This is a genomic window from Corynebacterium sp. HMSC068G04 (genome assembly GCF_001814885.1).
GTDB lineage: Bacteria > Actinomycetota > Actinomycetes > Mycobacteriales > Mycobacteriaceae > Corynebacterium > Corynebacterium hiratae.
Genome location: NZ_KV818345.1, coordinates 14609 through 39639, shown reverse-complemented (window position 1 = coordinate 39639; position 25031 = coordinate 14609). Strand labels below are relative to the sequence as shown.

General features: G+C 63.3%; 24 protein-coding genes. 18 read left to right on the top strand and 6 right to left on the bottom strand.

Going from position 1 to position 25031, the window contains the following annotated elements; all coding sequences use genetic code 11:
- Nucleotides 1–196: 196 nt before the first annotated feature.
- Complete coding sequence (locus HMPREF2993_RS11040; protein WP_046649026.1) at nucleotides 197–733, top strand: hypothetical protein; 537 nt, start codon at nucleotides 197–199, stop codon at nucleotides 731–733.
- Nucleotides 730–1254 carry an isopentenyl-diphosphate Delta-isomerase gene (idi, locus tag HMPREF2993_RS11035; RefSeq protein ID WP_046649027.1) on the top strand — a complete coding sequence of 175 codons (525 nt, stop codon included), beginning with the start codon at nucleotides 730–732 and terminating at the stop codon, nucleotides 1252–1254. Before HMPREF2993_RS11040 ends, idi begins: the two co-directional genes overlap by 4 nt.
- Before the next feature lie 508 nt (nucleotides 1255–1762).
- Here idi and HMPREF2993_RS11030 read toward each other — a convergent pair.
- Entirely contained in the window at nucleotides 1763–3034 is a 1272-nt protein-coding gene (locus HMPREF2993_RS11030) for a carboxylesterase family protein (protein ID WP_046649028.1), read from the bottom strand.
- 174 nt (nucleotides 3035–3208) lie between these two features.
- On the opposite strand from HMPREF2993_RS11030, the gene HMPREF2993_RS13665 reads away from it, so the two are divergent.
- The gene (locus tag HMPREF2993_RS13665; protein ID WP_168162657.1) at nucleotides 3209–3364 is read left to right on the top strand and encodes a hypothetical protein; all 156 of its coding nucleotides are present in this window, start codon (nucleotides 3209–3211) and stop codon (nucleotides 3362–3364) included.
- 12 nt (nucleotides 3365–3376) lie between these two features.
- Here the strand turns inward: HMPREF2993_RS13665 and malQ are convergent, their stop codons facing one another.
- Nucleotides 3377–5476 carry a 4-alpha-glucanotransferase gene (malQ, locus tag HMPREF2993_RS11025; RefSeq protein WP_246822438.1) on the bottom strand — a complete coding sequence of 700 codons (2100 nt, stop codon included), beginning with the start codon at nucleotides 5474–5476 and terminating at the stop codon, nucleotides 3377–3379.
- A gap of 93 nt (nucleotides 5477–5569) precedes the next feature.
- On the opposite strand from malQ, the gene HMPREF2993_RS11020 reads away from it, so the two are divergent.
- Nucleotides 5570–7411 carry an AMP-dependent synthetase/ligase gene (locus HMPREF2993_RS11020; RefSeq protein WP_070702363.1) on the top strand — a complete coding sequence of 614 codons (1842 nt, stop codon included), beginning with the start codon at nucleotides 5570–5572 and terminating at the stop codon, nucleotides 7409–7411.
- A gap of 125 nt (nucleotides 7412–7536) precedes the next feature.
- Nucleotides 7537–8217, top strand: a complete 681-nt coding sequence (locus HMPREF2993_RS11015) for a hypothetical protein (protein ID WP_070513599.1) — start codon at nucleotides 7537–7539, stop codon at nucleotides 8215–8217.
- A gap of 156 nt (nucleotides 8218–8373) precedes the next feature.
- On the opposite strand, the gene HMPREF2993_RS11010 is transcribed toward HMPREF2993_RS11015, so the two are convergent.
- Together HMPREF2993_RS11010 and HMPREF2993_RS11005 are read right to left on the bottom strand one after the other, a co-directional pair.
- Entirely contained in the window at nucleotides 8374–9441 is a 1068-nt protein-coding gene (locus HMPREF2993_RS11010; RefSeq protein ID WP_070702361.1) for a CNNM domain-containing protein, read from the bottom strand.
- On the bottom strand, nucleotides 9441–10814 hold the full coding sequence (locus tag HMPREF2993_RS11005) for a hemolysin family protein (RefSeq protein ID WP_070679333.1): 1374 nt from the start codon (nucleotides 10812–10814) through the stop codon (nucleotides 9441–9443). Before HMPREF2993_RS11005 ends, HMPREF2993_RS11010 begins: the two co-directional genes overlap by 1 nt.
- A 140-nt stretch (nucleotides 10815–10954) precedes the next feature.
- Here HMPREF2993_RS11005 and hemW point away from each other — a divergent pair, with 140 nt between their 5' ends.
- The 10 genes from hemW (at nucleotide 10955) to HMPREF2993_RS10950 (ending at nucleotide 21146) form a co-directional block, all read left to right on the top strand.
- Entirely contained in the window at nucleotides 10955–12091 is a 1137-nt protein-coding gene (hemW, locus tag HMPREF2993_RS11000) for a radical SAM family heme chaperone HemW (protein WP_070702360.1), read from the top strand.
- A gap of 290 nt (nucleotides 12092–12381) precedes the next feature.
- On the top strand, nucleotides 12382–13416 hold the full coding sequence (gene hrcA / locus HMPREF2993_RS10995; RefSeq protein ID WP_070702358.1) for a heat-inducible transcriptional repressor HrcA: 1035 nt from the start codon (nucleotides 12382–12384) through the stop codon (nucleotides 13414–13416).
- A 54-nt stretch (nucleotides 13417–13470) separates the two neighbouring features.
- Complete coding sequence (gene dnaJ / locus HMPREF2993_RS10990; protein WP_070702356.1) at nucleotides 13471–14613, top strand: molecular chaperone DnaJ; 1143 nt, start codon at nucleotides 13471–13473, stop codon at nucleotides 14611–14613.
- The gene (locus HMPREF2993_RS10985; protein WP_070702354.1) at nucleotides 14613–15353 is read left to right on the top strand and encodes a 16S rRNA (uracil(1498)-N(3))-methyltransferase; all 741 of its coding nucleotides are present in this window, start codon (nucleotides 14613–14615) and stop codon (nucleotides 15351–15353) included. Before dnaJ ends, HMPREF2993_RS10985 begins: the two co-directional genes overlap by 1 nt.
- Before the next feature lie 10 nt (nucleotides 15354–15363).
- On the top strand, nucleotides 15364–16329 hold the full coding sequence (locus HMPREF2993_RS10980; protein ID WP_046649036.1) for a PhoH family protein: 966 nt from the start codon (nucleotides 15364–15366) through the stop codon (nucleotides 16327–16329).
- Nucleotides 16326–16901 carry an rRNA maturation RNase YbeY gene (gene ybeY, locus HMPREF2993_RS10975; RefSeq protein WP_070679347.1) on the top strand — a complete coding sequence of 192 codons (576 nt, stop codon included), beginning with the start codon at nucleotides 16326–16328 and terminating at the stop codon, nucleotides 16899–16901. The genes HMPREF2993_RS10980 and ybeY overlap by 4 nt, the downstream gene beginning before the upstream one ends.
- A gap of 116 nt (nucleotides 16902–17017) precedes the next feature.
- On the top strand, nucleotides 17018–17866 hold the full coding sequence (pdxY, locus tag HMPREF2993_RS10970; protein WP_070679350.1) for a pyridoxal kinase PdxY: 849 nt from the start codon (nucleotides 17018–17020) through the stop codon (nucleotides 17864–17866).
- Nucleotides 17867–18652: 786 nt separating this feature from the next.
- The gene (gene era, locus HMPREF2993_RS10960; RefSeq protein ID WP_046649038.1) at nucleotides 18653–19648 is read left to right on the top strand and encodes a GTPase Era; all 996 of its coding nucleotides are present in this window, start codon (nucleotides 18653–18655) and stop codon (nucleotides 19646–19648) included.
- Nucleotides 19649–19666: 18 nt separating this feature from the next.
- Nucleotides 19667–20383: a DNA repair protein RecO gene (gene recO, locus HMPREF2993_RS10955; protein ID WP_070702352.1), complete on the top strand. Its 717-nt coding sequence runs from the start codon at nucleotides 19667–19669 to the stop codon at nucleotides 20381–20383.
- A 10-nt stretch (nucleotides 20384–20393) separates the two neighbouring features.
- Nucleotides 20394–21146 (top strand): isoprenyl transferase, encoded by a 753-nt coding sequence (locus HMPREF2993_RS10950; RefSeq protein WP_070545430.1) that lies wholly within the window; start codon nucleotides 20394–20396, stop codon nucleotides 21144–21146.
- A 68-nt stretch (nucleotides 21147–21214) separates the two neighbouring features.
- Here HMPREF2993_RS10950 and HMPREF2993_RS10945 read toward each other — a convergent pair whose 3' ends face one another.
- Nucleotides 21215–21634: a Fur family transcriptional regulator gene (locus HMPREF2993_RS10945; protein WP_070545429.1), complete on the bottom strand. Its 420-nt coding sequence runs from the start codon at nucleotides 21632–21634 to the stop codon at nucleotides 21215–21217.
- 27 nt (nucleotides 21635–21661) lie between these two features.
- Nucleotides 21662–21961 (bottom strand): ArsR/SmtB family transcription factor, encoded by a 300-nt coding sequence (locus HMPREF2993_RS10940; protein WP_070519606.1) that lies wholly within the window; start codon nucleotides 21959–21961, stop codon nucleotides 21662–21664.
- 190 nt (nucleotides 21962–22151) lie between these two features.
- On the opposite strand from HMPREF2993_RS10940, the gene HMPREF2993_RS10935 reads away from it, so the two are divergent.
- The 3 genes from HMPREF2993_RS10935 to HMPREF2993_RS10925 are packed head-to-tail and all read left to right on the top strand — an operon-like array spanning nucleotide 22152 to nucleotide 24471.
- Nucleotides 22152–23531, top strand: coding sequence for a glycine--tRNA ligase (locus tag HMPREF2993_RS10935; protein ID WP_070519608.1), 1380 nt, complete (start codon nucleotides 22152–22154; stop codon nucleotides 23529–23531).
- On the top strand, nucleotides 23531–24049 hold the full coding sequence (locus HMPREF2993_RS10930; RefSeq protein ID WP_070679362.1) for a hypothetical protein: 519 nt from the start codon (nucleotides 23531–23533) through the stop codon (nucleotides 24047–24049). The genes HMPREF2993_RS10935 and HMPREF2993_RS10930 overlap by 1 nt, the downstream gene beginning before the upstream one ends.
- Nucleotides 24049–24471: a hypothetical protein gene (locus tag HMPREF2993_RS10925; protein WP_070679365.1), complete on the top strand. Its 423-nt coding sequence runs from the start codon at nucleotides 24049–24051 to the stop codon at nucleotides 24469–24471. Before HMPREF2993_RS10930 ends, HMPREF2993_RS10925 begins: the two co-directional genes overlap by 1 nt.
- The last annotated feature ends 560 nt before the right edge of the window (nucleotides 24472–25031 follow it).

Below are 25031 nucleotides of genomic sequence, written 5' to 3'. Positions count from 1 at the left end.
GGGTCAGCAGCGAGAGAATCGCGGTGACTGACGCGGTGATAAGGACGCCAAGATAAAACGGCCACAGGGCGGATGCGCTGCGGACGATGCGGAGAATAGAGTTCATCGCCGGCCGATGTTACGCCCTTAATAGGAATATCCAACCCGTCGACTAAGGTAGGGGAGAAACCGAAGTCGTGATGGAAAAGGATCCGCGGTGAAGAAATACCTCCCCCTAGCGTGCGCCCCGCTGTGCCTGGCTGCCTTGTCAGGCTGCAGCATCCTCCAGCCGCCGGACGTGGGCCCGCAGGACAACATCGTGGTCTCCAGCTCGGAGCCGCCGACCTTTGAGGCCAAGGATGTAGATGCTCATGAGGTCACCTCCAACCTGGCGGCACCCGTCAAAGATGAGGGGCTCAACGTGGAGTTCGAGCTCCAGGGGCTGTACTCCGGCGGCGGTGGAACGGTGCTGACCGTGAAGATTCACAACCTCAACGAGGTGCCCCTGCCTGCCGACGCCCTCGCGGAACCCACCTTGGAGCGCGCCGACGGCAACGGCGGCTGGGCCACCGTGGATCCCGTTCCTTATGACCCGGAGGTCAACGTGGACTTAGCCGCGCCGGGCTTGGATCACCCGCTGGGCGCCGGTGCGTCCACCAACCTTCAATATGTCTATAACGTTGCCCCAGGCAACCTCTGGAACGCGCGCTTTAGCATTGGCAACGTGCGCTATGTAGGAGACCTCAATCTATGACGGAACTCGTCGTTCTAGCCTCGCCGGAGGGCAAGCCCGCCGGCACCGCTGACAAGGCCGCCGTACACACCACAGATACCCCGCTGCATTTTGCCTTTTCCGCGTGGGTGGTACGCGATGGCCAGCTGCTGCTGACCCGCCGCGCCTTGTCCAAGCTGACCTGGCCCGGCGTGTGGACCAATTCCTTCTGTGGGCACCCGGGCCCGGATGAGCCGACTGCCGACGCCGTCGTGCGCCGCGGCCGCTTCGAGCTTGGCCTGACCGGCACGCCGCGCTTGGTGCTGCCGGACTTTGCCTACCGTGCCGAGGATTCCTCCGGCGTGGTGGAGAATGAAATCTGTCCGGTCTACCTCTTCGAGACCGAAGATGATCCGACGCCTAACCCGGAGGAGGTCGACTCCTTCGAGTGGGCGCCGGTGCGCGACGTCCTCGCTGCCGTCGATGCCACGCCGTTCGCCTTTAGCCCGTGGATGGTGGAGGAGCTGACCCACGAGCCGCTGCGCGCGGCCCTCTTGGCCTAACCCTTCTGCGTGCGGGGCGGTAGGCCTCGAAGCCCGACTTAGGTCGTGGATGGGTTAGCAACGTCACTCATAACACTGCTACCAGGTGTTGTTTGGCGGTGAGGGGGGGATTGTTCCGCACTACATTGACCTAAGTCAGTCGGGCGTCTTCTAAAAGGCATCTGGCAAAAGGCATCTTTGGGTCTAAAAACGCCATCTGCCACGAGTAAATGGCGTTTTCAGTCGAGAAAACGCCTTTTGACTGATGCCTTTTGTCCGATGCTTCCAGCATGTCGATGGAGGGACGCAGACGTTGCGCATTGCGAGGGAGCGAAGAGATAATCCGTTTGGGAAGAGACGTGCAGTGCTCTACGGAAACGGTCATTGTGGCTTGACTTAGGTCTTGGGTGGGTGAGCAACGTGACTCTTGATACTGCTGCCTGGTGGTTTTCGGCGGTGGGGTGGGATTGTTCCGCACTAAATTGGCCTAACCCTTCTGCGTGCGGGGCGTTGAGGCCCCGCACCCGGATCAGAGCAGACTGCCGTCCTGGGCAAAGGCCGCCGAAATATAATCCAAGCTGGAATACGCCACGCGATGCTCGTCGTTATCCAGGTTGTACTCCCAGATAGCGTGCTCCGGGCGGTAGGCCTCGAATCCGGGCTCGCCTGTGCGCACAAAGTCCTGCAGCCACTGGGCTAGCGGCGTCCTGCCGAAGAGCGGACGCAGCTCCTCGCAGTGCAGGGCCGGGCCCGAGGATCGGGTAAATTCCACCATCCAGGTCTTCCCCGGAGCCTTCTCCGCCACCTCGGCCGCCCACCGGCGAATGATGGAATCTCCCACCATCCGGCCCATCGGGCGCTCCTTGTCCATGTGCTGCGCCACCTGATACCAGGGTGTGAAGCCGTTGCGGGGAAAGCCGAAGCGCGGCGCCGCATAGCGCAGGATGAGGGCACGGAAAGGGGAGCGGTCGACCTTCTGCGTGGCTGGGATGTTGTAGAACTCGTCGCGGGTGCTGGCGAGGATGAGGGGGACGTCGGCAAGCTGCCCACACTCCAGCGGGGTGGGGCCCAGCGCCATATCGAGGCTGTACTTCTTGCGGAACTTGGCGTAGCCGGCGGCGAGCTCCTCCTGGCTCATCGCCGCCAGGGAGGAACGCGTGATGGGCTTTTTCATCACCTGGCGCAGAGTGGCACTGCGCTCCTCGAAGCTCTCTCGCGGGAAACCAGGGGACAGAGCTAGCGCTCGCCGAAACGCCCCTCGGTAGTGGTCGCGCCGGCACAGCCACAGTACGGCGTTGGCGCCGGCGGACTGGCCCAGGATGGTGACGTTGGTGGGATCGCCGCCGAATGCCTCGATGTTGTTCTGGATCCATTCCAAGCCCAACTGCAGGTCCTCGATGGCGCGGTAGCGGTCGGGCTCGTCATCACGAAAACGGGCAAGCCCCGGCAGCCCAACGCGATAGCCCAGTTGCACGTGGACGATGCCCGCCTGTGCGGTCGGCGTGCCCTCCGCGCGGGGATCCTCGTGGGAACCGTGCTCATAGCGGCCGCCGTGGATATAGACCAACGTCGGCGCCAGGGACGTCGCGCGGCTGCCGGGCGCGGGGGCGGTGATGGTCAGCGCGATCTTCTCCGGGTGCGGGGTGCGCGCATCCTGGTCACGTGGCGGTGCGGGTTCGGGGTTCTCAAAATCCCCGGGGATGTGGGAGTACTCGATGGAATGGAAATGGGCCACGTCCTCATCGAGGTAGCCGGTGATGGTGCCCGCGGGGCAGGTGACAGTGAAAGGTGCACGGCTCATGCACAACAGGCTACCCTGAGGGCATGGAATGGCTCGTGCAGGCGCCGGTGTGGGTGCAAATGGCGGTGCTCGCCGTCACGGCGGTGCCGGCCGCAACCGTCATGGGGTGGCTCCTGATGTGGGCAATCGACCGGGTGTATTCGTGGCTTGTGCCCGTGACTAGGATGAAGAACCATGACTCCCGATGATCACCGCGAAGGCCTGTGGGACCCCGAGCGCTCCGAACACGTCCACCGCAAGCGGGCACTGCCTAAATCCCGAGTGAGCGTGACCCTGTGGCTGATGATCGCGCTCATCGTCGTGGTGGCAGTGGTGGGCGTCGTCCTTTAAAGGGACGACGCTTTAGCGTTCGTCCCCTGGCCTCTTGGCGGCTTGGGCGAGGCGCTGGTAGAGCTCCTGCTTCGGTAGATCCTCCAAGAGGACTGGCTCGCCGGCGGTATTGCACAGCGGGATACACCAGTTGGGGTACTGGTCCTTCGTCGTGCCCGGTTGGTTCTGTGCGCGCACGTCACCGACCATATCCACCACGTTGGTCACCGTCAGTGCCGAGGGAGTTCCCGCAACATAGCGGTGCAGGGCGACGAGCACGTCCTCTTCATTCTCGCGGTTCTCCAACATGCCATAGGCCTGCAGATTATCCTTGACCTCTTCCTGCCACGCGCGGTCCTCGGCCTCTTCTTCCGCCACCGGGCGGGTCAACAGACCCAGGCGGGCGCGCAGTGCGATGTGGTCGCCGCGCAGGTAGGCCAGTGTGGGCGGCAGATCGTGCGTGCCTACAGAGGACATCGCCATGTGGCGGTATTGATCCTGCGGGCGCGGGGTGGGCCCTTCGTTGGCGTGCTCAAACCAGATGATCGTGGTGCCGAGTACTCCCATATCGCGTAATGCATTTTGAACCCAGGGCTCGAGGGTGCCCAAGTCCTCACCCACGAGGACCGCGCCGGCGCGCTCGGCCTCGAGCGCGAGGATGCCGAGCATAGCTTCCCAGTCATAGGTCACATAGGTGCCGTTGAGCGGGGTGGACTGGCGCGGGATCCAGTACAGGCGGAACAAGCCCAGCACGTGGTCGACGCGCAGACCGCCAGCGTTGCCCAGCATCGTGCGCAGCAAATCGCGCCACGGCTCGTAGCCGGCCTCTGCCAGACGGACCGGGTGCCACGGCGGCTGCGACCAGTCCTGACCCTGCTGGTTATAGTCATCCGGCGGAGCGCCCACCGAGCACTGGGGAGCCAGGTACTCGGAGAGGTTGACGGCATCGGCACCCGCGGGGTGGATACCTACGGCCATATCGGTGATGAGCCCGATGCTCATTCCGGCGTCGAGCGCGCGGCGCTGGGCGGCATCGAGCTGCTCATCGCAGAGGAACTGCAGCCAGGAATAGAACTCGGCCAAGTCGTTGACGTCGAGGCTCAGCGCGTGGCGGCGGCCACTGTGACGATCCAGCTCAGTCTCTGCACACCACAGCGCGAAGTTGCGCAGCCCGCGGCCTTCGCGGCGCTGGTATTCACTAAACGCGGTGCGGCGCTCCGGAGTCATCTCCTGGTTGAAGAGCTCCTGCAGCACCTGCAGCTTGGCCTCGAAGATGGAATCACGGTCGATCTCTTCGGCAGACCGGTTGCGTTCGCGGAACTCGGCGGCGAGCTCGGCGACGTCCTCCTGAAGCTCCGGGCTGAGTAGCTTCAGCTCCGGAATATCCTCGATGCGGATGTAAATCGGGTTGATGAAACGCCGCGTGGTGGGCAGATAAGGCGAATCCTCCACTGGCGGGATCGGCTCGCCCGCGTGCAGCGGGTTAATAAGAAGGAAGTCATAATCGGGCGCCAAGGTCTCCGCCAACTCGGCGAGGTCCCCGAAGTCACCCATGCCCCAGGACTTTTCCGAGCGCACCGAATACAGCTGCGCCATCGCGCCCGCCGCGGGGCGGTCAAGGTAGCGATCCGCAGTGCTGAGGTGATTGGGCACCACGATGAGCGGGCACTCGTGCTCGCCGATGCCGGGCGAGGACAAGCGCAGCTTGTGGAAACCTAAGGGCAGGTCCCCGGGGACATGGAAGCTGGCTTCGCCCCACATGGTTCCGGCGACGTCGGCAGCCGGGGCGTCGTTCGGATCCTGGTAGGTCGGCCGAGCCTCGCCGTTTTCCAGCTCGATGGTGACGGTGACGGGGTCGCCGTCGTGGACGTGGACGGCAAAGGACTTTTCGGCTCCTTCGCGGGCTACCACGCACGGCGGCAGCGGGCGGGAGGCGCGTTCGAGGTAGTCCTCGAACAAGGCCCGGGTTAGCTCTTCATCGTCCGGACGGTCGGAGATAGAGACGCCGAGTGCGCGCAGCGTATAGGTAATGGTCTCCTCGCTGACGTACACGGGCTGTCCGTTCTGGGCGGTGTACTCGCAGGCCACGCCGTGGCGTTGGGCAAGTTCTTGAAGCAGATCACGGGTAGTCACATCCCCCAATTGTGCCACGCCCTTCCAGCGCGCGTGATAAATCCGGTTGGTAGAGTGGGCTGGAATTTACTTTTTGTGGGAAAGGACACAACTGTGACTTTGAATGAAGCGCATACGAAAGCGGAGTTCGAGATCAAAGACGGGGAGACCTGCCTTACCGCCATGATGGCTACGGCGCATGCCCGCCCACATGGCGTGCTGTTTACCCGCCCCGCGAACTATGAGTGGGTTAACGTCACCGCCAAGGAATTCGTGGAGGAGGTCTACGCGGTGGCCAAGGGGCTCATCGCTTTCGGCGTGGAGCAGGGCGACCGCGTGGCTCTTATCTCTACCACCCGCTATGAGTGGTCCCTATTGGACTACGCCATCTGGGCGGCCGGTGCTATCTCCGTTCCGGTGTACCCTTCTTCGTCCATGTCCCAGGTCCAGTGGATCATCGAGGATTCCGGCGCCATCCTTGCCATTACGGAAACCCGCGAGCACTCCGAGCTGGTCAAGCACCTGAAACTGCAGGAGGATGGCACCCCGCAGCTGCATGGCTCGCCCTCCCAGCTGCGCCGCGTCCTAGAGATCAACTCTTCGGCCATCGATACGCTGAAGTTTGAAGGCCGCGATGTCAGCGACGATGCCGTCGACCAGCGCATCGAAGCCACGAACACCGATGACGTCGCCTCGCTGGTCTACACCTCTGGCACCACCGGTCGCCCCAAGGGCTGCATGCTGACCCACCGCAATTGGCTGGCAGAGGCGCGCGGCCTGCTGACCAACCCCATTGGTGCCATCGCCGTGCCGGGTGCGCACGTTTTGACCTTCCTGCCTTTGGCACACGTCTTTAGCCGCGCGGTGTCACTGGCGGTCACCATCGGCGGTGCCTCCCAGAACCACTGGTCCGATTTCGGCACCATCACCATCGAATTCGCGCGCTCCCGCCCGAACCTGATCCTCGGCGTGCCGCGCGTGTTTGAGAAGGTACGCAACGGCGCGTCCGCGAAGGCCCACGCCTCCTCCGCATTCAAGGGTGCAATCTTCGACCAAGCTGAAAAGGTCGCCATCGAATACTCCAAGGCGCTGGACACCCCGGAGGGCCCCAACCGAGTCCTCAAGGCCAAGCACAAGGCCTTTGACAAGCTGGTCTATTCCGCCATCCGCCAGGCGATGGGCGGCGAGGTCAAGTACTGCATCTCCGGTGGTTCGGCCATCTCGCAGGACTTGCTGCACTGGTACCGCGGCATCGGCGTGACCATCTACGAGGGCTATGGCCTGACGGAGACCGCAGCGGCTGCCGCCGTGGACTTCGTGGACCAGTCCATCGGTACCGTTGGTCCACCACTGGGCGGAACGACGATGCGCATTAACGACGACGGCGAGATCCTGATCAAGGGCGATATCGTCTTCAAGGGCTACTGGCAGAACGAGGAAGCCACCGAGAACTCCCTGCAGGACGGCTGGTACAACACCGGCGACCTGGGTGAAATCGATGAGGACGGCAAGCTCGTTATCACCGGCCGCAAGAAGGACCTCATCGTCACCGCCGGCGGCAAGAACGTCTCGCCGGGGCCGATGGAAGATATCCTGCGCTCCCACCCGCTGATTTCCCAGGCCATGGTGGTCGGCGACGGCAAGCCCTTCATCGGCGTCTTGCTCACCCTCGATGAGGACGCGCTCAAGCGCTGGAAGGCCGATCACAACATTTCCGCGACCAAGGCCATGCGTGAGGTGGCAGCGGATCCGGCACTGCGCGCGGATATCCAGGACGCCATCAACCAGGTCAACGCTACGGTCTCCCACGCCGAGGGCATTAAGAAGTTCGTCATCCTGGATCAGGACCTCACCGAGGAAAGCAACGAGCTCACCCCCACGATGAAGGTGAAGCGCTACGTCGTGGCGCAGCGCTACGCAGCGGATATCGAGCGCCTCTACGCCGGCAAAAAATAAGGCTGGATGGAGTCTGTGAATTCCTTCGGAGTGTCGCGCAGACCCACGGGAGAATCTCTAATAGAGTCAGCGGGGTCAGAAAAACTCTAAACCTCAACTAGAGGTTCTCGCGGAAAGGGCAGCCTATGCACAAAATCGCAGCCGAGCTGCGCCACCGTGAGCTGACCCAAGAAATCTATAACATCGGCGACGAAGTCGTTGACTACATTGAGCACCTCATCGAGGCCATTGAGGACTGGGATGATGAACTCTCCCTCGACTGCTTGGCTGAGCTGGGGGACATCGTCGAGGATGCCCGCGTGGATTCCGGGCGTTGTGTCGGCGAGCTCATCGGCCTGCGCCACGCGCTGGTCTCCGGGCTGAAGTCCGGCACCATCTCGGCTGCCTCCTCCGGCGACAACGACGTTGAGGAACCGAAGCAGCTTACCGCCCGCGCGCTCGCTGAGGGCCTGCCCATCTCCGGCCCGCCCGTCGTGGTTTCGGAGCTGGCAGAAACCCTGCGCGGCCGCACCGCCGCGGTGGCTGCCTACCTGCGCGAGCTGGTCGAGTACGTGCTGGCGCAAACCGACGCCGTGGCCCGCAACCTCGATGTGGTCTCCCTGCCGAACCTGTACAAGCGCGCCGGCGAGTCCGCGCTCATCGCAGTGCAGGCCTGGCGCCACACCGTCGTTGAGGCGCACCCCGCCTTCGTGCGCACTATGCGCGGGCATAACCCGCCGCCCTTCCTGGAGGAGCGCGCGCGTATCGACGCCGTTGTTGCCCGTGTGCGCGCCAAGCGCCAGAAGAAGGCTGCCACGACCGCGTAGTCGCCGCATCACAGACTTCCTTGTTGCCAACACACAAGGATTACCTAAGAAAAGCGCCACCGAGATTCCCTCTCTCGGTGGCGCTCTTCGCCTCTCTGGGTACTGGCCAAGCTTCCGTGCCAGGCCTGGCTGTGCGCCACGCCTAGCGCGTACGCGCTAGGCCCCCGGGTTCTTCGACGCCGGCACGGCCTGGTCCAGCTGCTCCGTAATCTGCGGCCACAACTGGCCCATGATGTCATCCCAGGTGAGGATCCACACCGTCTTGTCCTTGGTGGGCTTGCCCACGACGACGAGCTGCTCATTGCGGGCGCGCATCTGGTCCAGAGTCTTCTGCACGGTGGAGGAGGAGCCTACTGCCAGCGCAGGGCGGGAGAAATCCAGCACCGGTGTTTCCGGGTCCGCGAGCAGGGTGTCGCGCACATGGACGATGCGGGGGATGCGCGAGGTACGCGGGTAGACCAGCACGCGCATGATGGACTTGCGCACCACGAGTTCGTGGAGCTCGGCCACGGTGGCATCGGAGGACAGCGGCAGGATTTCCGAGCCGTGCTCGCGGGCCAACTGGGCCGCGGTGGAGGCTTCCAGCTCGATGACGCCAGTGATCTGGTTCGCGGAGTCGTCGTCAAGCGTGCCCGTCAGGCGCGAGTGTTCGACCAGGTGGCGCAGGGTCTCCGCGTCGTAGCCGGCCGCACCAGCGCGGTCGACGGGCTCCTCGCCGGCCATCGTCACCAGCTTGTTGGCCATCTTGTTGATCCAGATCAGCAGCGGACGGAAGAGCCAGATGAAGCCGCGGGCGGGCACCGCGATGAGCTGGAGGGCGGTCTCCGGGTGAGCAATGGCCCAGGACTTCGGCGCCATTTCACCGATGACCAGGTGCAGGAAGGTCACGACGAAAAGGGCCAGCAGGAAGGAGACGACGTCAGCAACGCCCAGCGGCAAGCCGAGGGCCTCCAGTGGCGTCATCAACAGGTGATGGACCCACGGCTTGGTCACGGCACCCAGGACGAAGGTCGCGGCGGTAATACCCAGCTGGGCGCCGGCCAGCATGATGGTCAGCTCATTGAGCGAGCGCAGGCCCGCGCGCGAAGCCGCCGAGGATTCCGCGGTTTCCTCCAAGCGGTTGCGGCGCGCGCCCATGAGGGAGAACTCGATGACCACGAAGAACGCGGAAGCGGCGATGATGAGAACAGTGATAAGGAGGTTGAACCACCAGGTATCAGTCATTAGTCATCATCTCCTTCCGGAAACTCCTCCACCAGCTCGAGCGCCAGGACGGAGGGGACGTGGCGGTCGATTTCCTCGACGCGCACGTTGAGCGTGCGGATGGGGGCTTCGTCGCCGTCGACCCAGTCTTCCGGCTCGGCCTCAAGCTCGATGGAAAGCTCTTCGCCTTCCTCCGGCAGCGTGCCGGAGTGCGCGATGAGCAGGCCGGCGACGGTTTCGAAATCGCCCTCTGGCAGGTCGTGGCCGATGGCGCGCTCCACCTCGTCGATGGGCGTGTCACCGTCGACGATCCAGTGCGTCTCGTCCTGCTCAGTGATTTCCTCGGTTTCTTCGAGGTCGTGCTCGTCGGTGACATCGCCGAGGATTTCCTCGGCCAGGTCCTCCATGGTCACGATGCCGACGAAGCCGCCGTATTCGTCGATGACGCAGGCGAGTTTTTCGTCGGCGTCGCGAAGCTCGGTGACGACGTCGGGAAGCGGCATGAGCTCCGGCACCACCACGGGGGCCTTCATGATTTCGCGGGCCGGGGTGGCCGCGGGCAGCTCGGTGCCCAGCACGTCGTAGAGGTGCACCACGCCGATGGGATTGTGTTCATCGTCGATGATGGGGTAGCGGGTGTGGTTCTCCGACATCATCTCGCGCACCTCGCCGATGGTGGTTTCGGGCTCGATGACATCCACGCGCGAGCGCGGAATCATGGCGTGTCCCACGTCGTGTTCGGGGAAGTCGAGGAGGCGGTCGAGCACCAGGTAGGTGTCCTCATCCAAGTCGCCGGCCTCGTGGGAGGCATCGACGATGGACTCCAAGTCATCGGTGGTGGCAGAAGAATCGACATCCTCCACCGGCTCGATGCCGAATAACTTGAGCAGGGCATTGGAGGAATACTCGAAGAAGTGGATGAGCCAGCCAAAAATCTTGAGGTACCACATCGTCGATGCGGACAGCCACAGCGCTGACTTCATGGGGGCTGCGATGGTGTAGTTCTTCGGGAAGAGCTCGGCGAAGAGCATGGTGAGAACCGTCGAAATAGCAAGCGCCGCCACGGTGCCTACCGCGACGGATACACCCGTGGGCACGCCCACGCCGCCCAGCAGCTGGCCCAGGCCTTGGCCCACGAGGGGCTCGGCCACATAACCGATGAGCAGGCCGGTAATCGTGATACCCAGCTGCGCGCCGGAGAGCATGAAGGATGTCTTTTGCGTGATCTTTAAGGCGCGCTCCGCGGGCTTATCCCCAGTCGCTGCGCGCTGGCGCAGCTGCGTGCGGTCCACCGACATGAAGGCGAATTCCTGCGCCACGAAGTAGGCGTTGGCCACGATAATGAGAGCGATGACGGCGAAACCCGCCACAATCATCAGGATGGCAGATAACACGGCTTACCCCACCGCCTTAGGGAGGCGGCGGGGACATCGACTCGGAGGTTCCACTTAAAAGAGGCCTTTCTTCACTATCGGGGTTGCAAATCTGCACTATAGACTACCGCTTTAACGGCGCTGTCGGATACTTTGTTCCCATGGATCCCTTTGGTCTCTACATTCACGTTCCTTTCTGCGCCTCCCGTTGCGGCTACTGCGACTTCAACACCTATACCCCGGGTGAGCTGGGAGGGGACCTGACCAGCGATTATCTGGCTGCTCTGGAGAAGGAACTGGAGATGGCGGCGGCCCAGGTGGGGCGCGAGGCCGAGACGGTTTTTATTGGCGGCGGCACGCCGAGCCTGCTGGGTGCCGACGGCCTGGGCCGTGTCTTGTCGAAGGTCCGTGATACCTTCGGCCTCGCCCCAGGAGCGGAGGTGACCACGGAATCCAACCCGGAATCCACCTCGCCGGAGTACTTCGCCGGGCTTCTCGACGCCGGCTTCACCCGCCTCTCCCTGGGCATGCAATCCGCCTCCCCGGGGGTGCTCGCCGTGTTGGAGCGAGCCCACACGCCGGGCCGGGCCTTCGATGCGGCGCGCGAAGCCATCGATGCGGGCTTCGAGCACGTCAACTTGGACATGATTTATGGCACGCCGACAGAAGAAGATGCCGACGTTGCCCTGACGCTGGAGCGTGCCCTGGAGACCGGGGTGGATCACATCAGCGCGTATTCGCTCATCGTGGAGGATGGCACGCGTATGGCCCGCAAGGTATCGAAGGGCCTGCTGCCAGCACCGGATGAGGACGTGCTGGCCCGGCGCTATGGGATGATCTCTTCCACGCTCGAGGCCGAAGGTTTCGAGTGGTATGAGGTGTCCAACTGGGCCAAGCCGGGCGGGGAGTGCCAGCACAACCGCATCTACTGGGTGGACGGCAATTGGTGGGGCGCGGGCCCGGGCGCGCATTCGCACCTGGGCAACGAGCGCTTCTTCAACGTGAAAAACCCGCGGACTTACATTAAGGCCGTGGGCGAGGGGGAGCTGCCCATCAAGGAGCGCGAGCAGCTCAGCGCCGCCGACCGCCACACCGAGCGCATCATGCTGGGCCTGCGCCTGCGCGAGGGCATCCCGGCGTCCTGGCTCGCGCCGGCCGCCGAGCCCGTGGCCGCGCGTTTCATCGAGCGCGGCCTGCTCGAGCGTGCCGGTGAGCGCCTCCGCGTGACCAAGGCGGGCCGCCTGCTCGCGGATGGCATCATCACTGACCTCCTCGTCGCTGAAGACACCGCCCGCTAGGGGCTTGTCCCGCCTGCGGGCCGACCTCCGAGTCCGCATCAGCTGGCTGATTAGCGGCCTGCATCGATGCTCGAAGATGGTTCCAGTGGAAAGGCTCCAGTCATAAGGTTTGTTTGGGGGCAAACAAACCTTCCTTAGGCTGCTAGAAGGTTCGTTTGGGGGCAAGTGAACCGTATGACCCGAACCATTTGAGTAGAACCACTTGGAAGCGGCGGTGAACTACCTGCCCGTAGTCGTTGATTTCCACAGCTTTTCCACCCCTGACCGCCAGAACGGATAGCCTTAAAGACATGTCTAGCTCCACCGATGCCCGCCGCCAAGAAGTCCTGCGCGCCATCGTCGCGGACTACATCGCCTCGCAATCGCCGGTCGGCTCCAAGGCCCTGCTCGAGCGCTACCAGCTGGGCGTGTCCTCGGCGACGATTCGCAATGACATGGCCGTGCTCGAAGCCGAAGGCCTCATCGCCCAAGAACACGCCAGCTCCGGGCGCGTGCCCACGCAGAAGGGCTACCGCCAGTTCGTCGACACGCTCCACGACGTCAAGCCGCTCTCCAAGGCCGAGCGCCGCGCCATGCTCACCTTCCTCGAAGGCGGCGTCGATTTGGAAGACGTCCTGCGCCGTTCGGTCCAGCTGCTGGCCCAGGTGACCAAGCAAGCTGCCGTGGTGCAGATGCCCAACCTCAAAGTCTCCCGCGTCAAGCACTGCGAGGTCGTAGCTTTGTCACCGGTGCGCCTGCTGCTGGTGCTGATTACGGATAATGGGCGCGTCGATCAGCGCAATGTGGAGCTCGATGACGTCATCGACCCCGAGCAGACCCACCGCCTGCGCGATATCCTCAACACCGCCCTGGAGGGTAAGACGCTCACCGATGCCTCGGCGGAGTTGGCCGCGCTTGTCGACGACTCCCCAGCCGACATCCGCCCCCACCTCCTCAAAGCAGCCACCACGCTGATTGAGACCCTCGTCGAACAGCCCTCCGATCGCCTGATTATGGCGGGCACCTCTACCCTCACCCGCGTGGCCCTGCCCGAGGGCCTGCCGTCGATCATCGAGGCCCTGGAAGAGCAGGTCGTGGTGCTGAAATTGCTGGCGCGCGTGCCAGACCTGGGCAATGTTTCGGTCTCCATCGGCGAGGAAAACGAGGCCGATGAGCTGCGCCAAACCTCCGTCGTGGCCACGCGCTATGGATTCGGCACCGGCTCGGAGGCCGCAGCACTCGGCGGGCTCGGTGTGGTGGGGCCGACGTATATGGATTATTCGGGAACAATCTCCAAGGTCTCTGCCGTTGCACGCTATGTGAGTGAAATTTTGGCGGGCGAGTAAGCTGGCCCGTCGGATTAGATTTAGCATCAACGAGATATAGAAGGATGACAGTACGTGGCTCGTGACTACTACGGCATTCTTGGTGTAGAAAAGTCGGCGTCCGACGCCGAGATTAAGAAGGCCTACCGCAAGCTGGCGCGCAAGTACCACCCGGACGTGAACCCGGGCGATGACGAGGCCGCGGAGAAGTTCCGCGAGGCTTCCCTTGCGCAGGAGGTTCTGCTGGATTCGCAGAAGCGTCGGGTTGTGGACATGGGTGGTGACCCCATGGAGGAGCGCGCGGCCCAGGGCGGCGGCTTTGGTGGTTTCGGTGGCGGCGGCCTCGGCGATATCTTCGCCGAGTTCTTCGGCGGGGGAGCAGCCTCCCGCGGCCCGCGTTCCCGCGTGCAGCCGGGCGATGATGCGCTCCTGCGCACCACCATTACCCTCGAGGAGGCCTATAGCGGCGTTAAGCAGCAGGTCAAGGTGGATACCGCTGTGGTTTGTGACCGCTGTGAGGGAACCGGTTCTGAGTCCAAGTCCAAGCCGGTGACCTGTGATCACTGCGGCGGCATGGGCCAGGTCCAAGAGGTCCAGCGCAGCATGTTGGGCAACATGATGACCACCCGCGATTGCCCGAAGTGCTACGGCTTCGGCGAAGTAGTCACCGATCCTTGTGGCCACTGCGGCGGTGATGGCCGCGTGCGCAAGCGTCGCGATATTACGGTGAATATCCCCGCCGGCATTGGTGATGGCATGCGCATCCGCATGGCGTCCCAGGGCGAGGTCGGTCACGGCGGCGGCCCCGCTGGCGACCTGTACGTTGAGGTGCATACCCAGCCGCACCCCGTCTTCGAGCGCAACGCCGATGACCTGCACCTGACCGTGCGCGTGCCCATGGTGGATGCCGCCCTCGGTGCTTCCTGCACCGTCGAGCAGCTCGACGGCGAGGAGCTCACCATCGATATCGCTCCGGGCACCCAGCCGGGCGAGTCCATCACCGTGCAGGGCAAGGGCATGCCGCGCCTGCGCACCGATGGTTATGGCAACCTCTTTGCCCACGTCGACGTCGTCGTCCCGACCGACCTGGATAAGAAGACCCGCGAGGCCCTCGAAAAGGTCCGGGCTGCCGGCCACGGCGGCACCGAGGTGCACCGCGCCGACGATGACCACGGCGAGTCCCTCTTTAGCCGCTTCCGCGATAAGTTCCGTCGCTAATGTCTCTGCCTGTTTTCCTTCACCCGGACCTGTCCCTTGCTGAGGTCGGCCAGCCCGTGGGCCTCGACGGCGCGGAGGGCCGCCACGCGGTCACCGTCAAGCGCATGGGACCAGGGGAGCATCTAGTCCTGATCGATGGGTCCGGGCGCCGCGCCACCGCGACCATCACCGATACGCAGGGCAAGGACACGCTGGCCGCGCTTGTCGACGACCTCGCGATCATCCCCGAACCCTCCCCGCGCGTCATCGTGGTCCAGGCCATCCCGAAGTCGGAGCGCTCCGAGCTCGCCGTCGACCTGGCCACCCAGGCCGGCGCGGATGAGATCATCGCCTGGCAGGCAGACCGCTGCGTGTCCAAGTGGGATGCCAAGAAGGCCCCGAAGGCGCTAGCCAAGTGGGAATCTGCTGCCGTGGCAGCCGCCAAGCAATCGCGCCGCGCGCGCGTGCCGGCCGTGCGCGGCCCGCTGACCACCCGCCAGCTGTGCCAGGAAATCTCCGGTGCTCGCGCGCTGGTCCTCCACGAGGACGCCGAGGCTCGGCTCAAGGATCTTGCTGACCTCGACTCCGCCGAGACCATCTACCTGCTGGTGGGCCCGGAGGGCGGCATCGGCGCGGAGGAACTATCCCGCCTACAGGACGCCGGTGCGACGGCGATCAAGTTGGGGCCGGAGGTGTTGCGGACGGCGTCGGCAAGCATGGTGGCGTTGGCCAGCATCGGCACCCTGACCGCGCGCTGGTAGCCTTTTGGGCGTGCCTATTATCACCACCAAGTTTGATCTCGATTCCGCCTACCTCGCCACGGTGCTCGGTCCGGCGGACGATAACCTGCGCGTTTTGGGCAACCTCGTGGGCGTGGACCTTTTCGCTCGCGGCACCACAGTCACCGCCGCCGGCCCGGACTATGAGGTGGCCCGCGCACGCAAGGTCTTAGAGGAGCTCGAGGCGATTGCCCGCCGTGGGCATCCGGTGAGCACCGATACCGTTAAGCACACTCTGGACCTTGTCACGGTGGATGCTCCCGCTTCCGTGTCTGAGACGCTCGCGGCCGATATTGTCTCGCGCCGCGGTAAGGCTGTGCGGCCGAAGACTCTTGGGCAGTCGCGCTACGTGCAGGCCATCGATGAGAACACGATTGTCTTCGGTATCGGTCCGGCCGGTACCGGTAAGACCTACCTGGCGGTGGCCAAGGCGGTGCAGGCCCTGCGCGCCAAGCAGGTCAGCCGCATTATCTTGACCCGCCCGGCAGTTGAAGCGGGGGAGAAGCTGGGCTTTCTGCCCGGCACCCTCAACGACAAGATCGACCCTTACCTGCGCCCGCTGTACGACGCTTTGCGGGACATGATTGACCCGGAGATGATTCCAAAGCTCATGGAGGCCGGCATCATTGAGGTCGCACCCCTGGCCTATATGCGTGGCCGCACGCTCAACGATGCCTTCGTCATCCTCGACGAGGCCCAAAACACCACCCCGGCGCAGATGAAGATGTTCCTGACGCGCCTGGGCTTTGGCTCCACCATCGTGGTGACCGGCGATATTTCCCAGGTGGACTTGCCCGGTGGCCAGGTCTCCGGTCTGCGCCTGGTGCGCCGCATTCTGAAGGGCGTGCCGGATATCCACTTCGCGGAGCTGGGCTCTGCTGATGTGGTGCGTCACCAGCTGGTCGGGCGCATTGTCGAGGCCTACGATAACTTTGCTGAGCAGGAGGAGAAGAAATGAGCATCGAGTTTATTAACGAGTCCGGTTATGACGGCGTCAACGAGGAGATGCTGATCGACGTCTGCTCCTACGCCCTCGGCCGCCTCGACGTGAATCCGGATGCCGAGTGCACGATTACTGCGGTGGATCTGGATACCATCGCGGAGCTGCACGTGCGCTGGATGGACCTAGAGGGCCCGACCGATGTGATGAGCTTCCCCATGGATGAGCTCACCCCGGGTGCTACCGCTGGCCGCCCCGACGCGGTGGAGGCCGGACCTGCGATGCTGGGCGATATTGTGCTCTGCCCGGAGTTTGCTCAGCGCCAGGCCACGGCCGCCGGCCACTCACTGGGCCACGAGCTGGCTCTGCTCACCGTGCATGGTTGCCTGCACCTGCTGGGCTATGACCACACCACTGCGGCGGAGGAGAAGGAAATGTTCGGCCTGCAGAACGAGCTGCTGGCGGACTGGTATGAGGACTTGGCGGCGCGTGGCGTGAGCTACCAGCCCAAGCCTTCTGGCCCGAAGGCCTTCCCGGATGCCGCCGAGCGCGCGAAGCTCGATGGGGAAGTCCCCGGCGGCGGTCTGTAATCCGGATGCGGGTGGGCCCACCGCCTGTGTCAGTTGCGGCCAAACACAGGCAGTTCGTTTGCTTAAATGAGGCCAATCGTTGAGGTGCTACGTGGGGCGTAGCACAATGGAGAGTTATGAACATCCTCTCCATTCAGTCCCATGTCACCTTCGGCCACGTGGGCAACTCCGCAGCAGTCTTTCCCCTTCAGCGCGCCGGCCATGAGGTGTGGCCCATTCACACGGTGAACTTCTCCAACCACACCGGTTATGGCGATTGGGGCGGGCCGATGATCCCGGCGGAAGAGGTCACGGCGATTGTGGATGGCATCGAAAAGCGCGGCGCCTTCCCGCGTATCGATGCGATCCTGTCTGGCTACCAGGGCGGCCCGGACATCGCCGGCGCCATCGTGGATGCCGTGAACCGCATCAAGGCGGTCAACCCGCGTGCCCTCTATGCCTGCGACCCGGTCATGGGCAACGCCAAGTCCGGCTGCTTCGTCTCCGACGAAATCCCGCCGCTGCTGCGCGATAAGGTCGTTCCGGTCGCGGACATCATCACCCCGAATCAGTTCGAGCTGGGCTACTTGACGGACTCCGAGGTGGGCACCTTGGAGCAGACCCTCGCCGCGGTGAAGCGCGCTCAGGAGATCGGACCGAAGACTGTGCTGGTGACCTCGGTGCAGCGCCCAGAAACCGGTGAGGACGAGATTGAGATGCTCGCCGTTGATGGCGAGCGCGCCTTCCTGGTGACCACCCCCAAGTTGCCGTTCAAGCGCAATGGTTCGGGCGATGTCACGGCCTCGCTTTTCACCGGCCACTACGTGGAGACGCATGATGCGAAGGAAGCGCTCAAGCGCACCGCGTCTTCCGTCTTCGACTTGCTGCAGAACACCTACGAGGCAGATTCCCAGGAGCTGCTGCTCATCGAGTCGCAGGACGTCTTCGCTCACCCGCAGCTGCAGTTCCAGGTCACGGAGCTCTAGCTTTCACGCCTCTTTCGCTGCCCGCGCGCCTTCGTGGCCTTGGGCTCTGCCTGGTTTTCTTGGCCTCGCGCATCAGCCTGAGCCTTGGTCTTGCCTTGGTCTTGCTTGGTCTCGCGCGCCAGTCTGATCCTTGGCCCGCAAAAGGCGTCCGACAAATGGCATCCCGCAGAAGGCATCTGTCAGAAGGCGTTTTCACTCCTGAAAACGCCTTTTGCTGCGTCCAGATGGCGTTTTTGCTACCAAAGACGCCTTTCGGAAGATGCCGTTTGCAAGATGCCATGTGGCGCAAGCTTTTTCGCAGTCGACATGCGGCGGATACGCTCGCGCCAGCAACTTTCACCCTCACCTCACCGCTGCTTCCGCGGCCCTCCCTTTAACGATGTGGTTTCCAGCCATAAGGTGCTACTCACATGGTTCGGGTCAGAAGGTTCTCTTGGGGGCAAACAAACCTTCTGGAGGTCGCTAGATGGTTCGTTTGGGGGCAAAGAAACCTTATGACTAGAACCGCCTGACTGGAACCATCTGCAGGGCGGATGACCCCCGGAGGAGCACAGAAGGTCCCTTTAGTCTGCTCCCTTCGCACACTAAAGGGACCATTTAGCACGCGAAAACCGGCACCAGATGGTCCCTTTGCACAGAGAAGGGACCAGAGTAGAAGGACCAAACTACAAGGACCATCTGCCGGCGCATCGGCAGGAAGCTCGCCGTGCGGCCCGGCGAGAGTCAGAACAGCGCTTTACAACAAGAACGGGACTCGACAGCTCGTGCGTTATGATATGAGGCAATATGAGCACTGATTTCGATGCCGCCTTCGCCGACCTGCCAGCCGAGGGCGAAGCCAACGCCGCCGACTATTCGCAATACACCGACACGCCTGAGGGCTTCCGCTCCGGTTTCGTGTCTTTCGTCGGCCGCCCCAACACCGGCAAGTCCACCCTGACCAACGCGCTGGTGGGGCAGAAGATCGCCATCACGGCTGACCAACCCGAGACCACCCGCCACCCCATCCGCGGCCTGGTCCACCGCGAGGACGCGCAGATCGTCCTCGTCGACACGCCCGGCCTGCACCGCCCGCGCACTCTGCTCGGCGAGCGCCTCAACGAGGTCGTCAAAGACACCTATGCCGACGTCGACGTCATCGGCCTGACCATCCCCGCGGATGAGAAGATTGGCCCCGGTGACCGCTGGATCCTCGAGAACGTCCGCAAGGTCGCGCCGAAGACCCCCATCATTGGTATCGTCACCAAGCTGGACAAGGCATCCAAGGACCAAGTCGGCGCCCAGCTGCTGGCCCTGCATGAGCTGCTCGCCGAAGAGAACCCCGATGCCGTGGTCATCCCCGTTTCCGCCACCGAGCGCGTGCAGCTGGATGAGCTGACCCAGGTCATCGTGGACCACCTGCCCGAAGGCCCCAAGTTCTACCCCGATGACCATGTCACCGACGAAGACCAGTCCAAGCGCATCGCCGAGCTGATCCGCGAGTCCGCGCTCTCCGGCCTGAAATACGAGCTGCCGCACTCGGTCGCCGTCGAGGTCGACGAAATCCTGCCCAGCCAGGAACGCCCCGACGTCCTCAACGTCCACGCCATCCTCTACCTGGAGCGCCCTGGCCAAAAGCGCATCATCGAGGGCAAAGATGGCCGCCGCTTCCGCCGCATCGTGGGCACCGCCCGCAAGGAAATCATCCAGCTGCTGGGCCAGAACGTCTACCTTGACCTGCGCATTAAGGTTTTGAAGAACTGGCAATCGGACCCGAAGGCGCTGGGCCGCCTGGGCTTCTAAGAGCTGGCGAGCTTCTACATGCGCGAGAATTTCCGCGACCGCGCCCTCGTCATCCGCACCTATGATTTCGGCGAGGCAGATCGCATCATCGTGCTCTTGACCCGCTACCACGGCCTCGTGCGCGGGGTGGCCAAGGGGGTTCGCCGCGCCAAGTCGCGCTTCGGCTCGCGCCTGCAGCTCTTCGTCAACCTCGACGTGCAGCTTTATCCCGGCCGCAACCTCTACACCATTTCCCAGGCCGATACCGTTGATTACTTCGGCGCGCGCATCATCGAGGACTACGAGCGCTACACCGCCGCGTGTGCTGCGCTCGAATCCGCCGAGCGCCTCGCCGCTGCCGATGCCCCCGGGGATCCCTATCTTTATGAGGCCTGCGTCGATGTCCTCGACAAGCTTCAGCACGGCGATCCGCTCCTGCTTCTCGACGCCTTCCTCCTCAAAGCCATGTCCCACGCCGGTTGGGCGCCCAGCCTTTTCGATTGCGCCCAGTGCCAAAGGCCCGGCCCCCACCACGCCTTCCACCCTGCTGTGGGTGGGGCCGCCTGCCACCAATGCCGCCCACCAGGCGCCGCCGAGGTAGACCCAGAAACCCTGCACCACATGTGGCTCATCGCCCATGACCACCCCAGTCAACCAACGAACGCCCAAGCCCAAGAGGCCCATCGCCTCACCCGCGCCCACCTGCAATGGCACCTCGAGCGCTCCGTTGGCGCGCTGGGGATCATGGAACAGTAGACTGTAATGCGTGATTACGCCTGACCCGAACCGAGTCCTTCATCCGCCCGCTATCCCGCAGGAGTTCCTGCCGCGCCACATCGCGCTGGTCATGGACGGTAACGGCCGCTGGGCAGAGGAGCGCGGCATGAAGCGCACCGAAGGTCACCGCCGCGGGGAAGCAGTGCTTCTCGACGTCGTCGATGCCTGCCTCGCCCTCGGCGTTCCCTACCTTTCCGCTTATGCCTTCTCCACCGAGAATTGGCGCCGCAGCGCGGAGGAAGTCCGCTTCCTCATGGGCTTTAACCGCGACGTGCTGCGCCGCCAGCGCCATTGGCTCAACGAGAGGGGAGTGCGCGTGGTCTGGGCCGGCCGCCGCCCGCGCCTGTGGCGCTCTGTGATCAAGGAGCTTGAGGCCGCAGAGGAGCTGACTAAGGACAACACCAAGATGACCCTGGTGATGTGCGTGAATTACGGTGGTCGCGCCGAGCTTGTCGACGGCATCCGGAAACTCGCCGAGCAAGTCTCCCGCGGCGAGCTGGACCCGCGCTCCATCAATGAGAAGACGGTCAGCTCGGTGATGTATGACCCCGATATGCCAGACGTGGATCTGTTCTTGCGCCCCTCCGGCGAGAAGCGCACCTCCAACTTCCTGCTGTGGCAGTCGGCTTACGCAGAGATGATTTACCAGGACAAGCTCTTCCCGGATTTCACTCCGGAAGACTTGTTCGCCGCGGTGGAGGAGTACGCGCGGCGTGACCGCCGCTTCGGCGGCGTCAAGTAGCGCGCGAGCTGTGTAGTGCTGTCAAGGGGGATGAAGATATCCTCGATGTGGCAGGAAAAGTGGCGTGTCTAAGACGCCGCGCGGCACTCGGCGCAGATGCCGAAGATTTCGGCATCGTGCCCGGTGAGCTCGAAGTCGTGCTCCTTGGCTACCGAGGAGGCCCACTCTTCAATCGGGCCGCCATCGATTTCTTCGGTGCGGCCGCATTTGGTGCACACCAAGTGGTGGTGGTGCGCATCGCTCTCGCAATGGCGGTAGAGGGTCTCGCCGGAGGGCATGTGGAGCGCGTCGACGGCTTCAATCTCCGAAAGTGATTGGAGCGTGCGGTAGACGGTGGTGAGGCCGACTTTCTGGTTACCGTCGATAAGCGCCTGGTGAATGTCCTTGGCGGAGACGAACTTGTCGAGACTGCGCAGGACCTCAACGACGGCGGTGCGCTGGCGGGTATTGCGAGCGCCGAGTTTGGGAATACTGTCGTGGATGGCCATGGGGCTTAGTTTATCAACACACTTCCATTAAGAGGTGGCCAGTGAGGCGTCGCGAAGCAAAGGCAGCACCTTAGGGGCCACCAAAGAGTAACGGACTTCACGGCCGGTGCGTTCACTGTCGACGATGTTCGCGCGCTTGAGAACCCGCAGGTGCTGGCTGATAAGCGGCTGCGATTTGCCGGTCGCGGCGACCAGCTCGTGGACGTAGTGGTCGCGCTCGGAGAGGCGCTGAATGATATCGATGCGCAATGGTGAATCCAAAGCGCTAATCACGGTGGCAGCCGCCGCCAGATCAAAGGAAAGGGTGTCAGTCTGGGTGTTGGTCACGCCATTCACCTTCAGTCATATCTATTGATGGAGAGTTAAAAAGAGAGCTATCGGTACTATAGCCGAAGAATGCGGAAATGTGTATAAAATGCACCACACTTTTGGGGTGAAGGCACGCGGCGATGAGGGGCACGCTAGACTAGGCCGCACTGTATAAAGACTGTCCCCTACCAGAGGAGTCCCATTAGCTATGGCATCCGTCATTGATACCGTCGTCAGCCTGTGTAAGCGCCGCGGCTTGGTCTACCAGGCAGGTGAAATTTATGGCGGTTCCCGCTCTGCGTGGGACTACGGCCCGCTTGGCGTCGAGCTCAAGGAAAACATCAAGCGCCAGTGGTGGCGCCACATGGTGCAGTCCCGCGATGACGTCGTGGGCGTCGATACGTCCGTGATCCAGCCACGCCAGGTGTGGGTGTCCTCCGGCCACGTTGAGGTTTTCACCGACCCGCTGGTGGAGTCCAAGCACACCGGTAAGCGCTACCGCGCGGACCACCTGATCGAGGCCTACGAGGAAAAGCACGGCCACGAGCCGGCCAACGGCCTGGCTGACATCAACGATCCGGAGACTGGCCAGCCGGGTGACTGGACCGAGCCGAAGGCCTTCTCCGGTTTGCTTAAGACCTTCCTGGGCCCGGTCGACGACGAGCAGGGTCTGCACTACCTGCGCCCGGAGACCGCGCAGGGCATCTTTGTGAACTTCAAGAACGTGATGACCTCGGCGCGCATGAAGCCGCCGTTCGGCATTGCGAACATCGGTAAGTCCTTCCGCAACGAGATCACCCCGGGTAACTTCATCTTCCGTACCCGCGAGTTCGAGCAGATGGAGATGGAGTTCTTCGTCAAGCCGGGCGAGGATGAAGAGTGGCACCAGTACTGGATCGATGACCGCTTCAACTGGTACATCGACCTCGGTATCAAGGAAGAGAACCTGCGCCTCTACGAGCACCCGCAGGAGAAGCTCTCCCACTACTCCAAGCGCACCGTGGACGTCGAGTACGCCTATAACTTCAAGGGCTCCAAGTGGGGCGAGCTGGAGGGCGTGGCCAACCGCACGGACTATGACCTTTCCGTGCACACCAAGGGCTCGGGCGAGGACCTGTCTTACTTTGACCAGGAGGCTGGCGAGCGCTGGACCCCGTACGTTATTGAGCCGGCTGCCGGCCTGGGCCGCGCCATGATGGCCTTCCTTATCGATGCCTACGACGAAGAGGAGGCCCCGAACGCCAAGGGCGGTACCGATAAGCGCGTGGTGCTGCGCCTGGACCGCCGTCTGGCTCCGGTCAAGGTGGCCGTGCTGCCGCTGTCGAAGAAGGAAGAGCTGTCCACCCCGGCCCGCGAGCTGGCCAACAAGCTGCGCGCCAACTGGAACGTGGAGTTCGATGTCTCTGGCGCCATCGGCCGCCGCTACCGCCGCCAGGACGAGATTGGTACGCCGTTCTGCGTGACCTATGACTTCGACACCCTCGAGGACAACGCGGTCACCGTGCGTGAGCGTGACTCGATGGAGCAGGAGCGCGTCAAGCTCGACGAGCTTGAGGCTTACCTGGCTGCCCGCCTGGCTGGCTGCTAATGCACTACACCAGCTGGGACCGCAGCGACCGCAAGAACCCGGTCCTCCTCGTGGGGGAGGGGCCGGCGTCGTTGGGCATGTTCCAGGAACGCTCGGCAGATGTGGAAGGCGAGCACTGGCGCTTGGGCCTCGATGACCTGGGCGCGTCGGTGACCTTGGAAGATGACCGTGTCTACCGCCTAGCGGGCAACCCCAAGCGCGATAAGCGCTTGGAGGCCTCGCTGGACGGGCGCACCTTTGCCTTCATCAACGAGGCCGGCGGTGACTGGATTGTTGAGGACCACGAGGGGCTGAAGATCGCCCAGTTCTCCTCCAAGAACTCTGGCGTGCGCAAGGCCATCCTCGAGTTCGAGGGCGAGAACAGCGATGACTCCGATGATCTCAACCACTCGGAGATTGCGGCTTTGAGCTGGTTTACCCGCGTCATTTTGGAGGCTCGGACGCAAAAGACCGCGATCCCGATCATCGCCACGCTGTTGCTCATGACCATCGTCGCCATCATTGCGGTGCTCCTCTGATGCAACGCTGGGTGTGGCGCGATGGGGCGCTGGTGGATGGCGCGGGCGAGGTCATCGCCCGCGTGAGACCGACGGGCCTGCTGCTGCCCGGGACGGGCACCACCATCGCCTTCGAGCACATCCCGGGCGCGCGCCGCTTTACTGTGCGCGGGCCCGACTTTTCGGCGAAACAAACCAGCTTTACGGTCAACAAGCTGCGCGCGATCTGCCAGGGCCGCGAGTACCTGCTTGAGCGCACGAATCCATTCCGCCGCGAGCGCCGCATTCTCGCTCTGTCTGGCCCCGCTGCCGAGGTTGCCCGCACCACCCCGCGGGGCCGCGACCTCGAAGTTGCGGTGGGCGAGCTCCCCCTCACGGACGCCGCCTTCACCAGCTACTGTTGCCTGCTTCTCGACGGCTCCATCCGCCCCTTCCGCACCTAAGCCCACCTTCCGCGGTGCCGCCCATTTGTGCACCGAACCCCTACTTCGCACTGCTGCCCGTCAAAGCCCACTTCGCTTTCTTGCTGCCTGCCTGCTCGGCGCACGTCCCCTTCTTGCTTCCTGCCTGCTAGGCCGTGCTTTCCGCTCTCTCACAGATGGTCCTTCTGGTTTGGTCCCTCCACTCTGGTCCCTTATGAGTGCAAAGGGACCATGTGGCGCAGCTTTTCGCCTGATAGATGGTCCCTTTACTAGGCAAAGGGACCAGAATAAAGGCACCAAACTAAAGGGACCTTTCGCGATATAACCTGCACCGACATGCGAGTAGTGGAGTTTGTCTTCGAAGAGGAGCTCTCCGAGTGTGTTTGCTCGGCTTGGTATGCCGGTAGAGGGTTCGAGTCAGATGGTTGCAGTCATAAGGTTTGCTTGCCCCCAAACGAACCATCTAGCGCATTGCAGAAGGTTTACTTGCCCCCAAGTAAGCCGTTTGACTGCAACCATCTGAGGCGAACCGTTTGGCCAGAACCATGTGCATGACCGGTTTACACCAATCATGTACGTGC